16 protein-coding genes are annotated in these 19,923 nt (G+C 56.5%); 7 read left to right on the top strand and 9 right to left on the bottom strand.

Going from position 1 to position 19,923, the window contains the following annotated elements:
* Positions 1–125 precede the first annotated feature (125 nt).
* The 6 genes from FE784_RS15425 to pdhA form a co-directional block, all read right to left on the bottom strand.
* The gene (locus FE784_RS15425) at positions 126–1,043 is read right to left on the bottom strand and encodes an exopolyphosphatase (protein ID WP_139603101.1); all 918 of its coding nucleotides are present in this window, start codon (positions 1,041–1,043) and stop codon (positions 126–128) included.
* Between the two features lie 186 nt (positions 1,044–1,229).
* On the bottom strand, positions 1,230–4,331 hold the full coding sequence (locus FE784_RS15420; protein ID WP_139603100.1) for an ATP-binding protein: 3,102 nt from the start codon (positions 4,329–4,331) through the stop codon (positions 1,230–1,232).
* Between the two features lie 253 nt (positions 4,332–4,584).
* Positions 4,585–5,997, bottom strand: coding sequence for a dihydrolipoyl dehydrogenase (gene lpdA, locus FE784_RS15415; RefSeq protein ID WP_139603099.1), 1,413 nt, complete (start codon positions 5,995–5,997; stop codon positions 4,585–4,587).
* A gap of 4 nt (positions 5,998–6,001) precedes the next feature.
* Positions 6,002–7,318, bottom strand: a complete 1,317-nt coding sequence (locus tag FE784_RS15410) for a dihydrolipoamide acetyltransferase family protein (protein ID WP_139603098.1) — start codon at positions 7,316–7,318, stop codon at positions 6,002–6,004.
* Positions 7,319–7,712: 394 nt separating this feature from the next.
* A complete protein-coding gene (locus FE784_RS15405) occupies positions 7,713–8,693 on the bottom strand; it encodes an alpha-ketoacid dehydrogenase subunit beta (RefSeq protein ID WP_139603097.1) in 981 nt (326 codons plus the stop codon).
* Between the two features lie 3 nt (positions 8,694–8,696).
* Positions 8,697–9,779 (bottom strand): pyruvate dehydrogenase (acetyl-transferring) E1 component subunit alpha, encoded by a 1,083-nt coding sequence (pdhA, locus tag FE784_RS15400; RefSeq protein ID WP_139603096.1) that lies wholly within the window; start codon positions 9,777–9,779, stop codon positions 8,697–8,699.
* Between the two features lie 307 nt (positions 9,780–10,086).
* On the opposite strand from pdhA, the gene FE784_RS15395 reads away from it, so the two are divergent.
* From FE784_RS15395 to FE784_RS42625, 4 genes are all read left to right on the top strand, one after another.
* Positions 10,087–10,815, top strand: a complete 729-nt coding sequence (locus tag FE784_RS15395) for an alpha/beta hydrolase (protein WP_139603095.1) — start codon at positions 10,087–10,089, stop codon at positions 10,813–10,815.
* 113 nt (positions 10,816–10,928) lie between these two features.
* Complete coding sequence (locus FE784_RS15390; RefSeq protein ID WP_139603094.1) at positions 10,929–11,912, top strand: M15 family metallopeptidase; 984 nt, start codon at positions 10,929–10,931, stop codon at positions 11,910–11,912.
* 167 nt (positions 11,913–12,079) lie between these two features.
* Entirely contained in the window at positions 12,080–12,439 is a 360-nt protein-coding gene (locus FE784_RS42630; RefSeq protein ID WP_342779106.1) for a hypothetical protein, read from the top strand.
* A gap of 123 nt (positions 12,440–12,562) precedes the next feature.
* Complete coding sequence (locus FE784_RS42625) at positions 12,563–12,745, top strand: hypothetical protein (RefSeq protein WP_342779105.1); 183 nt, start codon at positions 12,563–12,565, stop codon at positions 12,743–12,745.
* A 523-nt stretch (positions 12,746–13,268) separates the two neighbouring features.
* On the opposite strand, the gene FE784_RS15380 is transcribed toward FE784_RS42625, so the two are convergent.
* Complete coding sequence (locus FE784_RS15380) at positions 13,269–14,090, bottom strand: lipoate--protein ligase family protein (RefSeq protein WP_139603093.1); 822 nt, start codon at positions 14,088–14,090, stop codon at positions 13,269–13,271.
* Between the two features lie 173 nt (positions 14,091–14,263).
* Between FE784_RS15380 and FE784_RS15375 the strand changes: the two genes are divergently transcribed.
* Entirely contained in the window at positions 14,264–15,082 is an 819-nt protein-coding gene (locus FE784_RS15375) for a helix-turn-helix domain-containing protein (protein WP_139603092.1), read from the top strand.
* Positions 15,083–15,203: 121 nt separating this feature from the next.
* Here the strand turns inward: FE784_RS15375 and FE784_RS15370 are convergent, their stop codons facing one another.
* Together FE784_RS15370 and FE784_RS15365 are read right to left on the bottom strand one after the other, a co-directional pair.
* Entirely contained in the window at positions 15,204–16,508 is a 1,305-nt protein-coding gene (locus tag FE784_RS15370) for a molybdopterin-dependent oxidoreductase (protein WP_139603091.1), read from the bottom strand.
* Between the two features lie 230 nt (positions 16,509–16,738).
* A complete protein-coding gene (locus FE784_RS15365) occupies positions 16,739–17,527 on the bottom strand; it encodes a C40 family peptidase (protein ID WP_176706246.1) in 789 nt (262 codons plus the stop codon).
* Positions 17,528–17,733: 206 nt separating this feature from the next.
* On the opposite strand from FE784_RS15365, the gene FE784_RS15360 reads away from it, so the two are divergent.
* Together FE784_RS15360 and FE784_RS15355 are read left to right on the top strand one after the other, a co-directional pair.
* A complete protein-coding gene (locus FE784_RS15360) occupies positions 17,734–18,018 on the top strand; it encodes a HesB/YadR/YfhF family protein (RefSeq protein ID WP_139603089.1) in 285 nt (94 codons plus the stop codon).
* 219 nt (positions 18,019–18,237) lie between these two features.
* Positions 18,238–19,803, top strand: a complete 1,566-nt coding sequence (locus tag FE784_RS15355; RefSeq protein ID WP_139603088.1) for a histidine kinase N-terminal 7TM domain-containing diguanylate cyclase — start codon at positions 18,238–18,240, stop codon at positions 19,801–19,803.
* Positions 19,804–19,923 lie beyond the last annotated feature (120 nt).

Genomic DNA, 19,923 nt, shown 5'->3' with positions numbered 1-19,923 from the left:
CGAATCGCGGCGATGGGAAAGGGACAAACGCCGTTCGGGATATGCGTACTAGAAACCGGCATCGATAAACGAAAACGAGCCCCCTTGACCGCTTCCGTCGGCTCGGGAGGCTCGTGCTCTGCGTATTATCCGTCCTGCTTCATTGTCGATACAAGCTGCTCCAGTACTTCGTCCGCCGAATTGTACTCCACTTGGCACGTTCCGGCCGCCGCATGGCCGCCTCCGCCGTATTTCAGCATAAGCGAGCCTACGTCCGTGTTGGAGCCGCGGTTAACGATGCTGTGACCGCAGGCGAAGACGCAGTTTTGTTTGTTTTTGCCGTCGACGATCCAGATCGAAATGTTTTGCTCCGGGTAAAGGGCGTATACCATAAATCGGTTGCCGGGGAATATCGGGTCGACGTTCCGCAGATCGGAAACGATCACGTTGCCGTCGACGCGGGTATGGGCTGCAAGCATGGCGCGGTATTGTTCGTCCAGCTCGAAGTACCGCTTCACCCGTTCCCGGACGTCGGGCAGCTGCATAATTTCGTCAACCGGCTTCGTCATGCAATGAACGACGAGTTCCTCCATCAACTGATAATTGCTGATCCGGTAATCGCGGTAACGACCTAGACCCGTCCGGGCATCCATAATGAACGACAGCAGATCCCAGCCTTGCGGGTTCAAAATATTTTCCTTGCTGAACTGCGCGGCATCAGCCTTGTCCACGCCCGCCATAATATCGTCAAGCTCGGCGCCGAACTTCTCCCGTCCCCCGTAATAGTCGTATACGACGCGGGCGGCGCTTGGAGCGACACGGGTCTCTCCCTGAAATTGAATATTTTGGCCGTTGCGGGTCAATTCGCTGGAATGATGATCGAACCAATAGCCGCAGCCCGCTACATAAGGCACGTTGGCCAAAATATCGTTGGCGTTCACTTCGATTAATCCGTCCTGCACGTCCTTGGGGTGCACGAACTTCATCTCGTCGACCATACCCAGCTTCTTGAACAGCATGGCGCAAACGAGTCCGTCAAAATCCGATCTGGTTATTAATCGCATGTCGGTTCCCTCTTCCTGTACATAGTTCTCACGAACCAGTATATTCGCGACAACCGGACTTTTTTCCTGCTTATTGCCCGGGATTTCCGCATCTTTATGATCATGCGTCCGGCAACGGGTTAAGAGCTGCCGCTTCGATCGAAGCATGACCGGGATCCCTTCGGACTCGTAAACGAGCCGACGATTTCAAGAAGACCGCTCTCTCCAACGATCGTCGGCCTCATCGGTCCGCTTGGGCAAATGCATCGTCACCTTCGTTCCCCGCTCCAATGCCGAATCGACCTTCACGCTGGCGCCCGGAATCGCCTCCAGCCGCCTGCGTATGTTCATCATGCCGATTCCGCCCTCCCGCATAGTGCCTTGAGCGAATCGGGATACGAGATCTTCGGCCATCCCTACGCCGTCGTCCTCGATCGTTATCCGGATAAGGTCTTCGCCGTCCGTAACGGTCAGCGATACGCTGCCCTGCTCTTCCTTCTCGAATAGCCCATGGCGAATCGCGTTTTCCACAAAAGGCTGGATGCACAAAGACGGGACGAGCGTTTCTTCCATACCCGGCTCCACGGCCAGTCGAAAGTCGAAGCGGTCGCCGAAGCGGGCTTTCTCGATTTCCACATACGCCCGGACCAGTGCAAGCTCGCGGCTCAGCGGAACGAACATGGCCGAGCGGTCATGCTCGAACACGTAACGCAAATAACTGGCCAGCATCGTCAGCAGACGTGCGGCTTTCCGCCCGTCCGAATAGCAAAATGAAACGATGCTGCTAAGCGCGTTGTACAGGAAATGCGGCTTGATCTGCGCCTGCAGAAAGGCAAGCTCGTTTTGCAGCGCCTGTTCCGCTGCCGTCTTCATCGCAAGCTGCATCTTGATTCTGGCGAGCAGCGTACCGGTATCGAACGGCTTGATCACGTAATCGTTCGCCCCGGCCCTGAAGCCCAGCTCGATATCTTGCTGCGTGCCTCTGACAGTCGCGAGCAGAATCGGCAGCTCGATCACCGAACGGGTTTCGCGCAATTTGCGGCATAAATCGAGTCCGGACATATTCGGCATCGTCACATCCAGCACAATCAATTCGATGAACGGGAAATCGATCAGCTTGCGCATCGCCTCCTTCGCGGAGAAGGCTACGACGACATTAAACTCGCCGCCCAGCGCATTGAGCAACAGACGGATGTTCGAAGCCTCGTCATCTACGACCAAAACGGTATGCTCGTGCCGGTCCAATCGATCCAGCTCCGTCCTGGCTGCCTGCTCTCCGGATAATGCGGCGATCGGCTCCGGAGCCCGCGCGCTTGCGGTCCGAGCGAGCGGCAGCGTAAACACCACTCGGGTTCCCCGGCCCGGCTCGGACCAGGCTACCCGGATTAGGCCTCCCATTCGCTCGACGAGCTGACGGCTGATATATAAGCCGAGCCCCATCCCGGAATACCCGTCGGGTGGAAGCGGATCGCTCCGTTCGAAGTAGCCGAAAATTTCCTCGTGTCTCTCCTCCGATATCCCCGTACCGGTATCCTCGACCGAAATATACACGAATCCGTCGGCGTATCCGGAGGCAATCTCGATGGACCCTTTCTCCGTATGCTTGATCGCATTATGGATGAGATTGTACAGCACTTGATGGACGCGGTTCTCGTCTGCAAGCGCCATAGTGTTCGCCCCGACCCTATTCGATAAACGCACGTCCTTGCCCTCCACCTCGAATTGCAGCACTTCACATACAATCTGCGATACGACCCGCATATCGACGATTGACGATCGGAGGCGAATTTCCCCGTGCTTCAGTTGAACGACATCCAGCAGATCGTGAACGAGCGACGCGAGCTTGACCGAAACGTTTTTGATCAAAGCCAGATTGCGCTGCTGACGCGGGCTCAGTTCCCCCTCCTTGCCATCGAGCAGATGGGCGGAAATGTTCAGGATGCCGTGCAAAGGCGTCTTGAGCTCATGCGACGTTTTGGCGAGAAATTCGTCTTTGAACTGATCCTGCCGCAGCAGCTGCCGGGACAAGCCCTCCAGCCGGTCATAGGCGCGTGCGAACCGCAGTGCAAGCATGACGTTCATGAATGAAATGAAGCCGAGCAAGCTCAGCTTGCCGATGATTTCGCTATTCGTCGCGTTGGACGCATAGAGCAGACCGTCGGTAAGCATGACCAGCAAAGAGACGATCGCCCCGAGCAGTAGGACAAGCTCCCGGCGCTCCAATCCGTCCGCCTTATTCCTGTAGCAGAGATACGCGATGCGCGCGGCGATCAGCCCCATCACGACGTGCGAATATATCCAGAATACCGGCTCGGCATACGTATAGACCGAATACGGCAGCAGAAGGATAGTCAGCAAAAAAGCTTGCAACGGGATGATGAATCCCCACAATTGCCTGTTCCCGATAATGCGCCGATCGATCTGATGGAGAAAGACGGCCAAAATTACAATACTTCCGAACCCCAGAAAATCTTGCAGCTTGTAAGAAACCTCGAACGGAACTTCAGGAAACAGCTGCATAAACAGCTTCTCCCCGCTCATCAGCAACGATCCCGTTAAGACGAGAAAATAAAGACCGCTGTACAAATACTCCTTCTCTTTCACTCTCATCGCATAGATGCTGATATGATAGACGCTGAACAGCAGCAGCATGACAAGAACGGACAGCTCGGCTCCGAACGCTATCAGCCCGAGACGATGTATATGCTCCTGCAGGCCGAACTGGATGCTCTGGACGATTCCGCCATTAGGAAATACGTAGTTGGCGACCTGTAGCACAATTTCCATTTCCGTTCGATCCGTACTGATAAACTTGATGTAAGGCGTATTGCCGGGCTTGTGCTCTACATCGCTTGCTGCCGGTGCTCCGCTTTGACCCGCAAGCCTTCCATCGATATACAATCGGTGGGCCATCCAGATATTGGCGGACTTGATGCCGTATTCTCCCGATGCTTGTCCCAGCTTGACATGGAGCCGATAAGTGCCTGCCCCTTTGCGCGCCATCCCGCCGCCGTCGTCAGACGCATGTCCCTTCCATATACCGGGAACTTTCATATAATGCGGACTGGCCCGGGCTGGATTGTGAAAATCGTCGGGCTCGAGCAGAACGCCTTCATAAAATTCCCACTCGCCGTTCAGGCTGACGAATCCGTTATTCCGGAAATCCCAGTCCGACAAATCCAATACGCCCCCGATGGCTACGGGCATGTCCGCCTTTGGCAGCGTTAACGAATACACGCCGCTTAATACGAGGAAAGAAATCAGCGGCAGCAAAGCAAGTTTGACCAGTTGACGGATGCTTGATTTCATGCGCGTATCGCCCCACTTCTTTCTATCGAGTCCGTCGGCCCCGGCTTACCATTCCGTTCTCAAAAAACCGCATCTTTCGCACCGCGCGCAGCTCCGGGCGCGGTGTTTCGCTGCATGACGGCGGTCGGTCAACCACATTCGTCCTGTCTCTACTCTAGCAAACAACTGCGGACGACGTAAATACGGGACACGTCAAAAAGAAACACCCTGCTCCGGTAAGGAGTCAGGGTGCACAGAACGACAAGTATCCCGCTTATTTCACGACCATATGAATCGGATGGCCCAAAGCGCCTTCCGAAGCGTCCATGACGATCTCGCCGAGCGTCGGATGAGCGTGGATCGTGAGGGAAATGTCCTCCACGGTCGCTCCCATCTCGATGGCAAGCCCGAGCTCCGCGATGAGGTTCGAGGCTTCCGCGCCGACGATTTGTCCGCCGATCAGAAGGCCCGTGTCCTTGTCGCCGACAAGCTTGACGAAGCCTTCGTTCGCGCCGATCGATTGCGCGCGTCCGTTCGCTCCGTAGCTGAACCGGCCGGAGAAGACGTTGATGCCCTTCTCCTTCGCTTCGGTCTCGCTCAAGCCGACGCTGGCGATTTCCGGCTCGGAGAAGACGACCGCCGGGATTGCTTTGTAGTCCACTGCGCTAGGCTGTCCGGCGATCGCTTCCGCCGCCACCTTCGCCTCGTAGGAAGCCTTGTGGGCGAGAGAAGGACCCGGTACGACGTCGCCGATGGCGAAAATGGCCGGCACGCTGGTACGGCCTTGATGGTCTACCTCGATCAAGCCGCGGTCGGACATTTTCACGCCGATCGCCTGCAGCCCGAGCTCGTCGGTGTTCGGCTTGCGTCCTACCGTCACGAGGACGTAATCGGCCGTTACTTGCTTCTCTTCCCCGCCGACGGTATAAGTTACCGTCACGTCGGAGTCGGTTTGCTTCGATTCTTTGGCGAGCGCTTCGGTTACGACGTCCACGTTCGATTTTTTCAGGCTGCGTCCGACGTAGCGGGACAGCTCTTTCTCGAAGCCCGGCAATATCGTATCGGAGCCTTCCAATACCGTTACTTTCGTACCGAACTTGGCGAACGTTTGGCCGAGCTCGATGCCGATGTAGCCGCCGCCGATGACGACGAGGCTTTTCGGAATTTCGTTCAGGCTGAGCGCTTCCGTCGACGACAGGATGCGTTTGCCGAACGGAAAAGCTTTCAGCTCGACCGGACGGGAGCCGGTAGCGATGATGCAATGGTTGAACCGGTATTGCGTCGAGTCGCTTTCGGTAGCGACGCTGACGACCGATTCGTTGACGAAGAACGCTTCGCCTGCGGCGAATTGCACTTTGTTGCCTTTGAACAGCGAACCGACGCCGCCGCTTTGTTTTTTGACGATACCGTTTTTCCACTCTTGCACTTTGGCCCAGTCGACCTTAACGTCGCCGACGTTAATACCGTACTCAGAGCCTTGAAGCGCCGATTCGTAACGGTGCGCCGCGGAAATGAGCGCCTTCGACGGGATACAGCCGCGGTTCAGGCATACGCCGCCGATTTCGGCTTTGTCCACGCAGACGACGGATTTGCCAAGCTGCGCCGCGCGGATTGCGGCTACGTACCCGCCCGGGCCGGAACCTATAACCAGGACGTCGACATCTACAGTAAGCGTTCCGACTACCATGCGTTTATACCTCCATCACCATAAGCTGCGGGTCTTCCAGCAGCGATTTGATATAGTTCATTGCGTTTTGCGCCGTCGCACCGTCGATCAGACGATGGTCGAAGCTGAGAGAGAGCGCCATGACGTTGCCGATGACGATTTGGCCGTCGCGGACGACCGGCTTTTGCGAGATGCGTCCGGTGCCGAGAATGGCGACTTCCGGATAGTTGATGACCGGCGTGAAGAACATGCCTCCCGCCGAGCCGATGTTCGTGATCGAGATCGTGCTGCCCTTCAGCTCGCCCGATTGCAGCTTGCCGTCGCGTCCGCGGGCGGCCAGCTCGCGGATTTCGTTCGCGACCTGCCATACGTTTTTGCGGTCCGCGTCGAACACGACCGGGACGATAAGTCCATTGTCCGTGTCGGTGGCGATGCCGATATTGTAATATTTTTTGTAGACGATTTCGCTCTTCTCGTCGTCGATCGAAGCATTGAGCGCCGGATATTGCTTAACGGCGGCTACGAGCGCTTTGACGATAAACGGCAGGTAAGTCAGCTTGACGCCTTTCTTCTCCGCAAGCGGCTTCGCCTTCTGACGGAGCTCGACGAGCGCGGTGACGTCCACTTCGTCCATGATCGTAACGTGCGGCGCCGTGTAGACGGACTTGACCATCGCGTTGGCGATCGCCTTGCGCATGCCCTTCAGCGGTACGCGTTCTTCGACGCGTTCGCCGGATACGGTCGCGACCGGTGCCGGGGCTGCAGCCGATGGCGACGAGGCTTCGGCTTGCTCGGCTTGAGCGGGCGCCGCCGCCTGACCGCCGCCTGCCGCGAAGGCCAGTACGTCGTCCTTGGTCACTTGGCCGTTGCGGCCGGTGCCCTTGACGGACGCGATGCTGACGCCCTTCTCGCGGGCGAACTTGCGCACGCTGGGCGTAGCCAGCACTTGGCCGTTAGCCGCTTCGGGAGCAGCCGGGGCCGCCTCAGGCGCGCTTGCCGGCGCAGCTTCAGGCGCTGCCGCAGGTGCGGCTGCTGGGGCTGCCGCCTCGGCAGCCGGAGCGTCGCCGCCGCCGTGATGGATCGACTCCGGCGGAATTTCGCCGACAACGTCGATAACGGCAAGCGGATCGCCCACGTGCGAAACCGTTCCTTCTTTGACCTTCAGCTCGACGATTTTGCCGGTTACCGGGGAAGGCACTTCCACGACCGCCTTGTCGTTCTGCACGTCCATAATGATTTGATCTTCTTTTATTTCATCCCCGGGCTTGACGTGCCATTTCACGATTTCGCCTTCGTGAAGACCTTCGCCGAGCTCCGGAAGTCTGAATTGCCAGATCGCCATAATACTGCCTCCTGTCGGATCGCCCCATGAAAAGCAATCGGTGCTTATCGCCCGTTTGCCGCCGGGGCAATGGTTCGAACGATAACGGAACAAGGTTCCGTTATGGATGGATTTCTTATATCGTTCCAAAAGTTAACGGAACTCTATTCCGTTATCGGTGGATCTCTTATATCGTTCCAAAAGTTAACGGAACTCTATTCCGTTATCGGTGGATCTCTTATATCGTTCCAATAGCTAACGGAACTTTATTCCGTTATTGGTGCAAAGTCATGCTATAGGCGAAGTTTTGACACGAATAACGGAACTCGGTTCCTTTATTTGCGCGAAAACCGTTCCCGGCAGGCAAATAACGGAACCGAGTTCCGTTATTGCATACTGCCAAGCCGTTTCTATATTAGAAGTTCAGAACTTGATTGATCCCTTCGATGACGCGGGCCGGCGTAGGCAGCCATTCGTCCTCGATTTGGCCGAAAGCATATACCGTATCCGGAGCGGCTACGCGAAGTACCGGGGCTTCCAGATGAAGAATCGCCTTCTCGGTTACTTGCGCGATTACTTCCGCCGCGATACCCGCCGTCTTCTGAGCTTCTTGGACGACGATCGCCCGGTTCGTCTTCTTGACCGATTCGACGATCGTCTCGATGTCAAGCGGCATAAGCGTGCGCAGGTCGATAACCTCGACGGATACGCCTTGCGCCTTCTCGATTTCTTCGGCGGCCTTCAGCGAAGTATGGACCATCGCGCCGTAAGTCAGAATCGTAACGTCCTTCCCTTCGCGGACGACGTTCGCTTTGCCGATCGGCACCGTATAGTCGCCTTCCGGCACTTCGGCGCGGAATGCGCGGTACAGCTTCAGATGCTCCATGAAAAATACCGGATCGTTGTCGCGGATCGCGGAGATCAGCAGCCCTTTCGCGTCGTACGGGTTCGACGGGATGACGACCTTGATGCCCGGAGTTTGCACGAGCATGCCCTCGAGGCTGTCGGTGTGAAGCTCCGCCGCTTTAACGCCGCCGCCGAAAGGCGTACGGATAACCATAGGCGCGTTGTAACGTCCGCCAGAGCGCCAGCGCAGCCGCGCGGCTTGCGCAACGATCGAGTCCATTACTTCGAAGAGGAAGCCGATAAATTGAACTTCCATGATCGGACGGAACCCTTGCACGGAAAGTCCTACGGCCAATCCGCCGATGCCGGACTCGGCAAGCGGGGTGTCGAACACGCGATCTTCTCCGAATTCCTTCTGCAATCCTTCGGTAGCGCGGAATACGCCGCCGACATGACCGACGTCTTCGCCGAAAATCATGACGTTCGGGTCGCGCTGAAGCTCCAGCTTCATCGCTTCGTTAATCGCTTGAACCATCGTCAACTGTGCCATGACTTACTTGCCCCCCTTGCCCGAAAACCAAGCTTTTTGCTCTTCCAAATGCGCCGGAGTCGTTTCGAACATCGTGTCGATCAGGCCGGGAACGGTCATTTTGGCCGTTTCTTCGGCTTTCTTGATCTGCTCGTTGACGTGCTCCTTAGCCTCTTCGATTACTTTGTTCTCTTGCTCTTCGCTCCACAAGCCTTTCCCCGTCAAATAATTGCGGAAACGGACAAGCGGATCGCGAAGCTCCCAATCGCCGGACTCTTCTTTCGTTCTGTATTTCGACGGATCGTCCCCGGACATCGAGTGCGGGCCGAACCGGTATGTGATCGCTTCGATCAGCGTAGGCATGCCTTCGAGCGCATGAGCGCGCGCTTCGGATACCGCTTTGTATACGGCGAGTACGTCCATTCCGTCGATTTGCACGCCGCGGATGCCGGCCGCAACCGCTTTTTGGGCGATCGTGCCTGCCATCGTTTGCTTGGAACGAGGCGTGGAAATCGCGTAGCCGTTATTTTGCACGAAAAATACGCATGGCAGCTTGAACGCTCCGGCAAAGTTCATGCCTTCGTAGAAGTCCCCTTGGGAAGAACCGCCGTCGCCCGTATAGGCGATCGAGATGTTCGGCTTGCCTCGGCGCTTCAGGCCCATGGCTACGCCGGGTGCTTGTACGATCTGCGCTCCGATGATGATTTGCGGGAGCAGCACATTGACGCCTTCCGGAATTTGTCCGCCATGCTGATGGCCGCGGGAATACAGGAACGCCTGATACATCGGCAGTCCGTGCCATACAAGCTGCGGGATATCGCGGTAACCCGGACATACCCAGTCTTCTTTGTCGAGCGCGAATTCGCTGCCGATCATGGAAGCTTCCTGGCCGGAAACCGGCGCGAAAAATCCTAGCCGTCCTTGGCGGCTTAACGAAACCGCACGTTGGTCCCAAGTACGGGTGAACACCATACGGCGCATCAGTTCCTTCAATTGATCGTCTGACAAATTCGGAACGGCTTCCGCATTTACGACTTCGCCGCTCGGAGACAGAATCGACAACGGCTTGATTTCGTCGATCCGAACTTCGGACAATGGCTTGCTCATCGCTTTTCACCTCTGAATAAATTTGCCAATCGTGTTATACAGAACAGCTAACTGTTATAGTATATGAGTCGCTCTGTTTCATAACAAGAAATGCTCTTCCGCTTGAGGATGCCTTGTTTGCCATCCAGCACTATATGTAACAGAGCACTATCATTATATAGTACAGACCAACAAAAATCTACACCATCCTGCAAAACTTTTTATTTGCTGTCGGCGGAAGCGGCCGCTTTTCATTTTGCCCCGTTTCACTGCTATAATTATTTTACACGAAACGACGCAAATTCAATCCCGAAAGGAAAACCGCGACATGGACGACACCCGCTATACGAAACGGACGATTCTGAAAGAAGAGGTTCCCTCCGGCCATTTATCCGGAACCCGCAATGTGAAAATTTACCTCCCGCCCGGCTATAACGAGCTGCTCACTTACCCGGTATTGTATTGCCAGGACGGCGAAGATTTTTTCAATTTCGGCCGTACGGCTACCCATATGACGAAGCTCATTCTGGACGAAGGGCTGGAGCCGGCTCTGATCGTTGGGGTCGACGTCGATAAAAAGCTGCGCAATGAGGAATATTCGCCCCAAGGATCGCGTTTTGCCTCATATTGCCGATTTTTCGCGGAAGAGCTGGTCCCGTATGTCGAATCCCGCTATCCGGCCAGGCGCGAACGTTCGGCCCGGGTCATTGCCGGAGATTCCCTCGGCGGCACGGTGTCGCTGCACATCGCCCTCGATAATCCGGACATGTTCAGCCGCGTGCTTTCCTTGTCCGGCGCTTTCTTTGCCGATACCCGCGAGAGGATCGCCGAGGAGAACGATTTGTCCTGGCTTCAGCTGTACATGCTGGTCGGCTTGCAGGAAACGGCTGTGGAAACGTCTCGCGGCACCTTCGATTTTCTGGACGAGAACAGGCGCACCCAAGAGCTTTTGGAGACTAGAGAGACGGATTTGGTGTATGAGGAAAAGGACGGCAGGCACGTATGGGGCTTTTGGCAAAACGAGCTTCCGACGGGATTGCGACTGTTTTTCGGATGACGGGTAAACGGGTCGTAAACGATGGATGGTTCGTTTTTGTGTAACATTATGAGGCCCCGACACGTCCATATTTATGACACGGCACGAATGCAATGGGAAGGATGGCGACAACTATGAAACGTTACTTCAATCGTACGGCGGCCGCTTTGCTGCTGGCCGGCTGCTTGGTCGGGCTTTCCGCATGCGCGGGCGAAGAAGCCGCGCCGGCGGACACCAAGCCGGCAGGGGAAACCGGAACGCCTTCCGGCAGCACCGGAACGAATGCGGGAAGCGGCGGCGGCGGAGCTTCGAATCAGACGCCGCCGCCGAAGACGGGCGAATCCGGAGCATCTTCCGGATCCTCGTCGGGAACAGGAACGGCTCCCGGCTCCTCTTCCGGAGCGTCACCGGGAACGTCACCGGGAGCCTCGTCGGGGGCATCCTCCGGCAATGCGGGCAAATCGAACGACGGCGCCACGGGAACGGGCTCGAAACCGGCAGCGAATGATGGCAAAACCGTCCAGGTCGTCGCCAAACCGGCCGACATCGCCGTATTGGTCAATAAAACGAACAAGCTGCCCGATAATTTCAAGCCTGACGATCTTGTCGAGCCGAACATCCCGTTTATTTTCAAGGAGAAAAGCGATAAACGGCTAATGCGCAAAGAAGCCGCCGGCGCGCTGGAGAAGCTGGTCGCCGCGGCGAAGAAGGACGATATTTCGCTTGCGGGCGTGTCCGGCTACCGTTCCCAATCCACGCAAAAGACGCTGTTCGAAAACTATGCGAAAAAGGACGGCGAAGAGGCCGCCCGCAAATACAGCGCCGTTCCCGGCCACAGCGAACACCAGACCGGGCTTGCGATGGACGTCTCGGGAAGCGACGGAAAATGCGCGGCCTCGGACTGTTTCGCGGGTACGAAGGAAGCGAAATGGCTCGCCGAGCATGCGGCCGAGCATGGTTTCATTATCCGTTATCCGAAAGGGAAAGAAGATATTACGGGCTACCAGTACGAGCCATGGCACCTCCGCTACGTAGGTACGAAAGCCGCCAAGGAAATTATGGAGAAAGGCGTCACGCTGGAGGAATATATGTCGAGCGCGATTCCCGTATCGAAGTAGAAATTGGCAATCGACTCGCTGCTCGATAGTTGTCAAGCTTCCGGACATCCGTTATGATGGAAGCATCATTATTCGGTCGTGAAGCACACGCCGCTCGTTTCCGGTAGTTCGGAAACGCAGCGGCTTTTTGCGTTCGCAGCCGCTATCGAAAGGAGTGGGGCGGTACAATGGGCTTCGAATCTGACTATGAATCATTTATGCGGAATCACGCGCACGAGCGGGATGGAGAAAGGCTTCGCCGTTTGATGGACGGACATGGCCACGCTGAACGAACGTTTCTTGAACGGGTCTGGTGGCCGTCGGTCGGCAGCTTCGATTGGCTTCATCCGGAATACGAAGTATCCGATTTCAAGGACGGGTATCGTTACTTGGACTTCGCTTACATCCGTTTCCCTTATCGAATCGGCATCGAGATCGACGGCTACGGCCCGCACCTCCGGGATGTTTCCCGCACGCACTTTGCCGATCAGCTGATGAGACAGAACCATCTTGTCATTGACGGATGGCGCGTCATCCGATTTTCCTAAGACGACGTCATGGAGAAGCCCCGGCGCTGTCAGCAAACGATCCAGCAATGGATGGGAACATGGTTTGGCGGCGAAAGACACCGGCCCTTAGTGTCCGGGAAGATGCACGAATTAATCGCTTGGATGATCCGAAGACAAGACGCGATTACTCCGACGGACGCAAGCATTCAGCTCGGAATATCCGCCCGCCACGCGCGGACGATGCTGCACAGGCTCGCGATGGCCAATATCTTGCTCCCCCGTTCAGGAGACAAACGGGTTCGGTCTTATGTGCTGAACCCGGACGGCAAGCATTTGTTTTTGTAGGAACCGATATGCTGCATGATGGATGGATGTCCTACCCAGCAAAGCGGAACATAAAGTTCCGCTATCCCTTAGGGGAGACACCAAAATGGGGAGTAAGGGAACGATTAGTTCCTTTAATGGCCGTATGGAGTCCATTTAAGGGCCGTTTTGAACGAATAGAGGAACTAATCGTTCCGTTTGCGCTGTTTCCCCGCCCTTCGCCGGTAATAAGGGAACTTATAGTTCCCTCCGCAAAAAATAAAGGAAGTATTAGTTCCGCGCTGCCCAAAGGAAGCCTTTCGAGCAGCTTAACAAGGCTTTTCCATGGTCGGGGAACGCCCTTACAAGTACCGTCGCATGGCATTTATGCAAAAAGACGCCTGCATTCGCACGCGCCCCTGTTATTCCCGCTCTGCCCCATTAGAGCAGCGTTCGTCCCGCACCGTCTTGTATCATCGGCGTTCTTATCGCTTCAGCCGTAGGAGCCAGACTCCATCCGCTTCGCATAATCGCGAATCGCTCGCTCGTTTGCCGATGGCTCCGCTCAAGTCTCCTGCTCTTTGCGGTCATATCGGCTGCGCAGCGTGGCAGCCATTCGCTCGAGCTCCTGCATCGAGGGCTTGTCCGGATGTCGGCCGACCGTTCCGCCCCACGAGGTCAACGTCTCCGTCAACGTTTTGACGAACGTTCGGACCGTTGCGCCGTAGCCGCCCAGCTCGGCGAGCGTGGCCATCGTTTTCGGCTCCACTACCGGGGCGTCCTGGTCCGGATCCCCGCCCGTCGCCAGCTCGTAGAAGGAGCGGATCAGCTCTCCGCGGCGATAGGCGTGACCTTCGACAGCCACGAACGCGTTAACGATGAACGCCTTCGTCTGGCGCCGCTGCGAAATGCCGCACAGCTTGCGGCCATTTACGCTGACGTCATATTCGCCGGGGCAATACGAGCCCTTCACTTCCCCTTTGCCCGCGTCCAGCCCAAGCTTGGCGAAGCTTTCCCGGATCAGCGCGTACATCAGCTCGAAATCTTCCTTGAACTCCAGTCTCCCGGTCGGGTTCGGCATTACGATCGATACGTTGACGATGCCCGGGTCCAGCGACACCGCCGCCCCGCCCGAGTTGCGCACGCCTACCTGGTAGCCGTGCACATGCAGCCATCGTATCGCATGCTCCACGTTAGGCAGACGGCGGTCCCGCAAGCCGAGCACGATCGCCTTCTCGTGCCTCCAAATGTGGACGAACGGGGAAGCTCCTTCCCCGATCTTTTGGCACAGTAGCTCGTCATAAGCGAAAGGGAATAAAATATCGCCGACCAACGTCTTGTCGCTCGAATCCTGAATGTAGAAAGGAGACGGTATCCGTCCGCTCATATCCTCATCTCCTTATTGTAGCGTTATACGAAATCCAGTTAGAGAATAGCACGAAAACGGATTTTGTTCAAACTTCATCGGCACTCGAAATCATATGGAAACTATTAAAATACCGCTTCATACAGTAAGATAGTATAAAATTAAAGGAAGCAGGCGGACGGAGGGATACATCCATGAACGTACGCAACATGTGCGACAACTTGCCCCAAGTCATTCATTCTTCTTACTGGGAAAGGAAAGAGAAGTTTCTTCTAAACGAGGATACGTATAAAGAGTGGATCGTCTTTGCCGTCGAAAACGGTTCGTTTTACTACGAATTGAATGAAAATAAAGGAACGGCCGCGTTCGGGGATCTGGTGTTCTGCCCCCCGGGACTGCCTTTTCGCCGCGTTATCGTTACCCCGCTGTCGTTCTATGTGCTGCGTCTGCGCTGGACCTATCGCAGCGAGCCCGGACAGGACCCGGACTTCACGCCTCCGGTCGGGAAAATCAGCATCGCCAACACGAGCCGGCTCGCGGTCAATTATGCGAACATGAGAAAAGCGGAAATCCTCGATTTCGAGCGTCAGAATAAGCTCCGAAATCACTATGTGCAGGACTTATGGCTGCTCTATTGCGAGGAATGCGGCTCGGAGCCGTGGTCATCCGGCGTAACGGAAGCCAGCCGCCTCGATCCGCTTATGGAAGAGGCTTGCTCGATGATTCAACAGCACGCGTTCCGCAAAATCGACCTGAAGGACATCGCGGCAGAGCTCGGCATCAGCCCCGTTCGCCTTACCCAAAAGTACAAATCGCATTTCGGCGTCACGCCAATCCACTACCTCACTTCGATCCGGCTGGAAAAAGCCAAAACGCTGCTGCTGCAAACCGATCTGACGCTCGAGCAAATATCCGAATGCATCGGCTACGAGAACGGCTATTATTTGAATCGGTTGTTCATGAAGCACCTGCACGTTACTCCGGCCAAATTCAGAAAAATACACCAAGTGTGAAACGAATTTCAAAGACGGGCGGCCTATCGACTAATACGCCACCCAGTCGAGACGGTGGTGGTTGGGTGCAATTACGGGCGGAGCGGCTTAGGATATGCCGATCGGCCTTTGCGTTAAGCGTCTACAGCGACAAGTTTTTCGGCTTCTGCCCCGGTACCCATGCATGCTGGTCGTAGCCGTTGCGGCCCCAGAAGCCGATATGCTCCTGTTCGATCAGTTCGATGTTGCGCAGCCATTTTACCGATTTGTACGCATACATTTTCGGCACGAGCAGACGAACCGGCCCGCCCAAATCCCGAACGATCGGCTTGCCATCCATCAATACGGCTACCATCACGTCATCGAGGTTCGCCTGCTCCATCGTCAAGCTGTCCGTATACACGCCGTCTCCTGAATAAAACTTGACATACTTCGCGTTGCTTTGGACACCCGCCATGGCGAGCAGCTCCTTCAGCGGAATGCCTTCCCATGTCGTGCTGTACACCGACCAGCCTGTAACGCAGTGGAAGTCGCTCACCTGCGCCTTGCGGGGAATTTGCAGAAATTGCTCCCAATTCCACTCCAATCGTTTGTCGACCAGCCCGCTTATCCAAAACTTCCACGATTCCGAGGCGAATTCGGGCATCTCGACAACCGTATATATGCGGAATTCGCCCTTCCCCCCGCCGCCGATCGGCTTGAGAGAATCGGCCAGCGGAGTCGGAGCAGGAAGCATCCGGTTCGGGTCGGCTAGCGCCGATTCCAGCGACACCTTGCCCATACCGGTGCCGGAGAACAGCCAACGCGAGAATTTGGGTCCGATCAGCAGCAGCAAAATGCCGGCGAACGACCATGTCAGGAATGCGCGCCGGGTGTATATCGTATCGCGAAGCCACCCGTTTACCCGGCCGATTCGCATACGCACATGTACGGCGGGCAGCGCTTCGCCGGACGAAGCCGGGCCGCCTTCCTTCGCCCTCGCCCCGGGACGCTTTACCCTCAGCCAACGGCTGCGGGTAACCGCGTGAAAAACGGCGTAAGGCACGCCGACCCATGTAAGCAGGTCGTGAACCCACAGCGCCATGTTCGTCAGCGCGGGAGGCAGCGACCGGAACTGCCACAGCACGAGACCGGAACCGATCCATCCGGCCAGCAGCGCCAGCACGATGGCCAAATTCCATTGCTGGCGCGGCTTTCCCCGAAGCTGCTTCAGATGCTTGCGCATGGCCGGTACGTACAGCAGCACCACGAGCGCCGAGATAAGACCGAGTATAATATGCGCCTGCTTCAAGGTTACCCGGACAAGGCTGAATTCCCCGCGGAGCGCCGGAATGAACAGAACGATCCCGGTTATCGCCAGTACGAGTACGAGCCAACCGTTCCATGCATGCAGCCTCAGCAGCTTCTTGCCGAGCGACGCGTTGCGCCGTTTCCGATCTTGTTCCATTGCGGCTCCTCCTAATCGGTATCGGGAATTCCTTATCGCCTTCATTTTACCATAGAATGCGGTTACATTCGTGCGGATTTTAACGCGCAACATAACCCCGCAAAGCGGTGTCCTTGCTCCGATGCTTATCCGGGTTCTTTGCCGGGACCCCGAAACTTTATAAATTATGAAACTGCAAAAAAGCCGACTCTCCGTTCGTGGAGAATCGGCTTGGCCACCGGTGCCGGATGTTAGGAGACGATCCGCTTCACTTTGATGAGCCTTCCCTTCCAACGTTCGTCCAGCTCCGATACGATGACGCCGATGCCTGTCCGGTATGTATGCAGCACTTTGTTGTCGCCCAAATAGACGGAAACGTGCCCGATCCGCTCGACCCCGTTCTTATCCTTCCGCTTCGGCGTCGTGAAGAACAGCAAATCCCCTTTGCGGATTTGGTCCAGGCCGATTTCCGTCCCGACCTCGCTTTGCTGGCGGGAATTTCTCGGCAGCTTGATGCCTTTCTCCCCGAAGATGTAGTTCAGGAACGAAGAGCAGTCGAACGTTTCGGTTTGGCCCAAGGAAGCGCCGAAATCATACGGAGTTCCGATAAAAGTCATGCCCAGCGTCAAAATCGAATCGGCCTTGCGTTCCCATGCTGGCGCGTCTCCCTGCGCCGGCACAAACTTGTAGCCCGGATAGTTGCCGTTGGAATCCGGCTGATCGGCCATCGGATCGTCTTCGTTCTCCGCGGAGACGATCGCCGTCTTCGTCTTGTCGTTCCATTCCACCCGATAGCCGAGCGATTGGGCGGCCAAGCGGATCGGCACATAAGTCGTCCCTTTGTAATTCAGACTCGACGGAAGCGTCGTTTCACCGTCGTTGTACGGCGTCTCGGAGCTGAATGCTTTCCCTCCCACCATCCAGCGGAACGGAACGACATCCAGCTCCACCTTGGCGACGCCCGAAGCGAAAGCGATATTGGTCAGGAAAGAAAGTCCGGTCAATCCGGACAAGGTGATCGTGATCCATTTTTTTCTCATAAGGTGTCCTCCACACGGCTGTACTCGTATCCTTATACAGTTCGTCGGGGACGCGCCGTTTTGCGGGAGTGATACGATTGGTACTAAATGGGTAAAAGAAACATACATGGCCAGTGTCGCGGAGCCGCATTCGTCGGTCTTCGCCATTTGACAAAGAGCCTGTTGTATTACCATAATGTAAGCAAAGCGCGAAATGGGGAATATCGATGAAACTCATTGTGACCGATGCGGCGATTCACTGTTTTACCAAAGAGTGGGGATTTCGCGAAGGGGACCATGTCCGGGTTTTCGTGCGGTATGCCGGAGGCGGGGAAGACCCTTATGCGCTGGGCATTATGAGCGGCAAGCCGATCGATGTCGGCATCCGGACGGAAGCCGGCAAGCTGACGTTTTTCATGGAGGAAGCGGATCTGTGGTTTTTGGAGAACCGGGATTTGACGCTTGATGCGAAAGGCGAAGATATTTTTTTCCAGCTGTCCGGCAACAAATAAAAAAACTTTACTTAACGTTAAGAGGGACGGCCGAGCGGGCTGAGAAAGAGACGACCGCGCTAGGCCGTCTTTTTGCATGGAAAGGAGCCCGGAACGGAAGCTGTTCGCATTCGCGTCAAACAGGCCCTAATATCCCATATCGTCGCGTACTTTCGGTATGGTACGATGGGGGTATGGACAGGCGTTCCCTACATCCTGCTTCGACAACGAGGTATAACCATGACGAATTCCCAACTTACAATGTACATTACGCTCGTCACGACCTCGGGCGTGCTCAGCGTGTTCCTGTTTATATATGCTTACATCCGCAGAGCGGAAATGCCGGGTTCCCGGATCTATTTGCTGTATACCGCCGCACAGGCCGTCTACATATTCGGCTTCGCCTTCGAGCTGGCAAGCGAGACGATGCGGGAGGTCAAATTCTGGACAACCGTTGAGTACGCAGGCATGCCGTTCGCCCCCGTGCTGGGCCTGCTGCTCGTGCTGCGCTATACCGGGAGGCCGGTGTCAGGCAAAGCCGCTGCGGCGATGCTCGTCATTCCGTTCCTCTCTTTTGCCCTGGTGGCTACGAACGATTGGCATCATCTCTTCTATAAATCCGTCTTCTTCCGGGAAACCGGACCGTCGTCGCTCGTCGACATCGAAGCCGGACAATGGTACATCGTGCACGGCGCTTACACCTTTGGCTGCCTGCTGGCGGGCGCTGTTCTGCTGCTACGGCAGTGGAACCGGACGAACGAAGCGTACCGGCTGCAGCTGACCGCCCTGATCGCCGGACAGTTCGTTCCGATGATCGCCGCCTTCCTGTATTTGATGAACGCGACGCCGGCGGGCAGCGATCCGGTGCCGATCGTCATGTGCTTCACATCGGCGATGTACATATGGGCGATCATCTCGACGCGAACCTTCACGATCGTGCCAATCGCGAAGGAACGCCTTTTTGAAAGCATGAGAGAAGGCGTGCTCGTGCTGGATGCTTCGGGGAGGCTCGTCGATTACAATGCGGCCGTCGGCCGAATGATTCCCGCGCTTCACGCTTCCATGATCGGTCGCAAGCTGGATGAGGCGTGGACGCAAATGACCGGAGAAGCATTCCCGATCGACCTCCTGGCGGACGGCACGCAGGATGAGCTGACGTGGGCTGCGAAAGCCGAAATCTCCTACTATCAGGTCCGCTCCTCGGCGGTCCGGCTCCGCAACGGCGAGCGGGCGGGCAGTCTGCTCATGCTGATCGACGTCACGGAGCAGAAGCGGATGCAGCGGCAGCTCGAGCAGCAGGCATACTACGACGGACTGACCGGCATATTCAATCGCGCGCAGTTGCTGCACCGGAGCAAAAAGATGCTGGATGAGGCGCGGAGCCGAAACGAGCCCGTCTCGTTCATTTTGTTCGACATCGACCGCTTCAAGCGCGTCAACGACACGTATGGACACGACACGGGCGACCGGCTGATCGTGCATGTCGTATCCGTTTGCCGTCAACATCTCCCCCACGGGGCGCTCTTCGCCCGCTATGGCGGCGAAGAATTCGTGATCGTCTTGCCGAACGCGGCTCTGGAGGATGCCGGGGCGCTCGCCGAACGCATTCGGACGGCGCTGGAAGCCGCTCCGATGCCGACGACCGGCGGCCCGCTCGCCGTAACGGCCAGCTTCGGCGCAGCCGCAGCCCTGTCGGCGACAGGCGGCGGCGACTCGCTGGAATCGGTCCTCCGGGACGCCGATGCGGCTCTGTACGAATCCAAGCGCAATGGCCGCAACAAGGTCAGCCTTCACCGCCGGGGCTGACCTTTCCGCGTCCCAGGCCCTCCTGTCCCTTCCTCCCCCCATTCCCCTCATGCCCCCATCGCCCTCTGGCCCCTTATATCGCACATTCTCCCTCCTGCTCCCTCCAGCCCCTCCGCAACG

It is taken from the genome of Paenibacillus hemerocallicola (genome assembly GCF_006265175.1).
In the GTDB taxonomy this organism is placed as follows: Bacteria; Bacillota; Bacilli; order Paenibacillales; family NBRC-103111; genus Paenibacillus_AB; species Paenibacillus_AB hemerocallicola.
The sequence above is the reverse complement of the archived record's forward strand: the minus strand, read 5'-3'. Positions and strand labels throughout refer to the sequence as shown.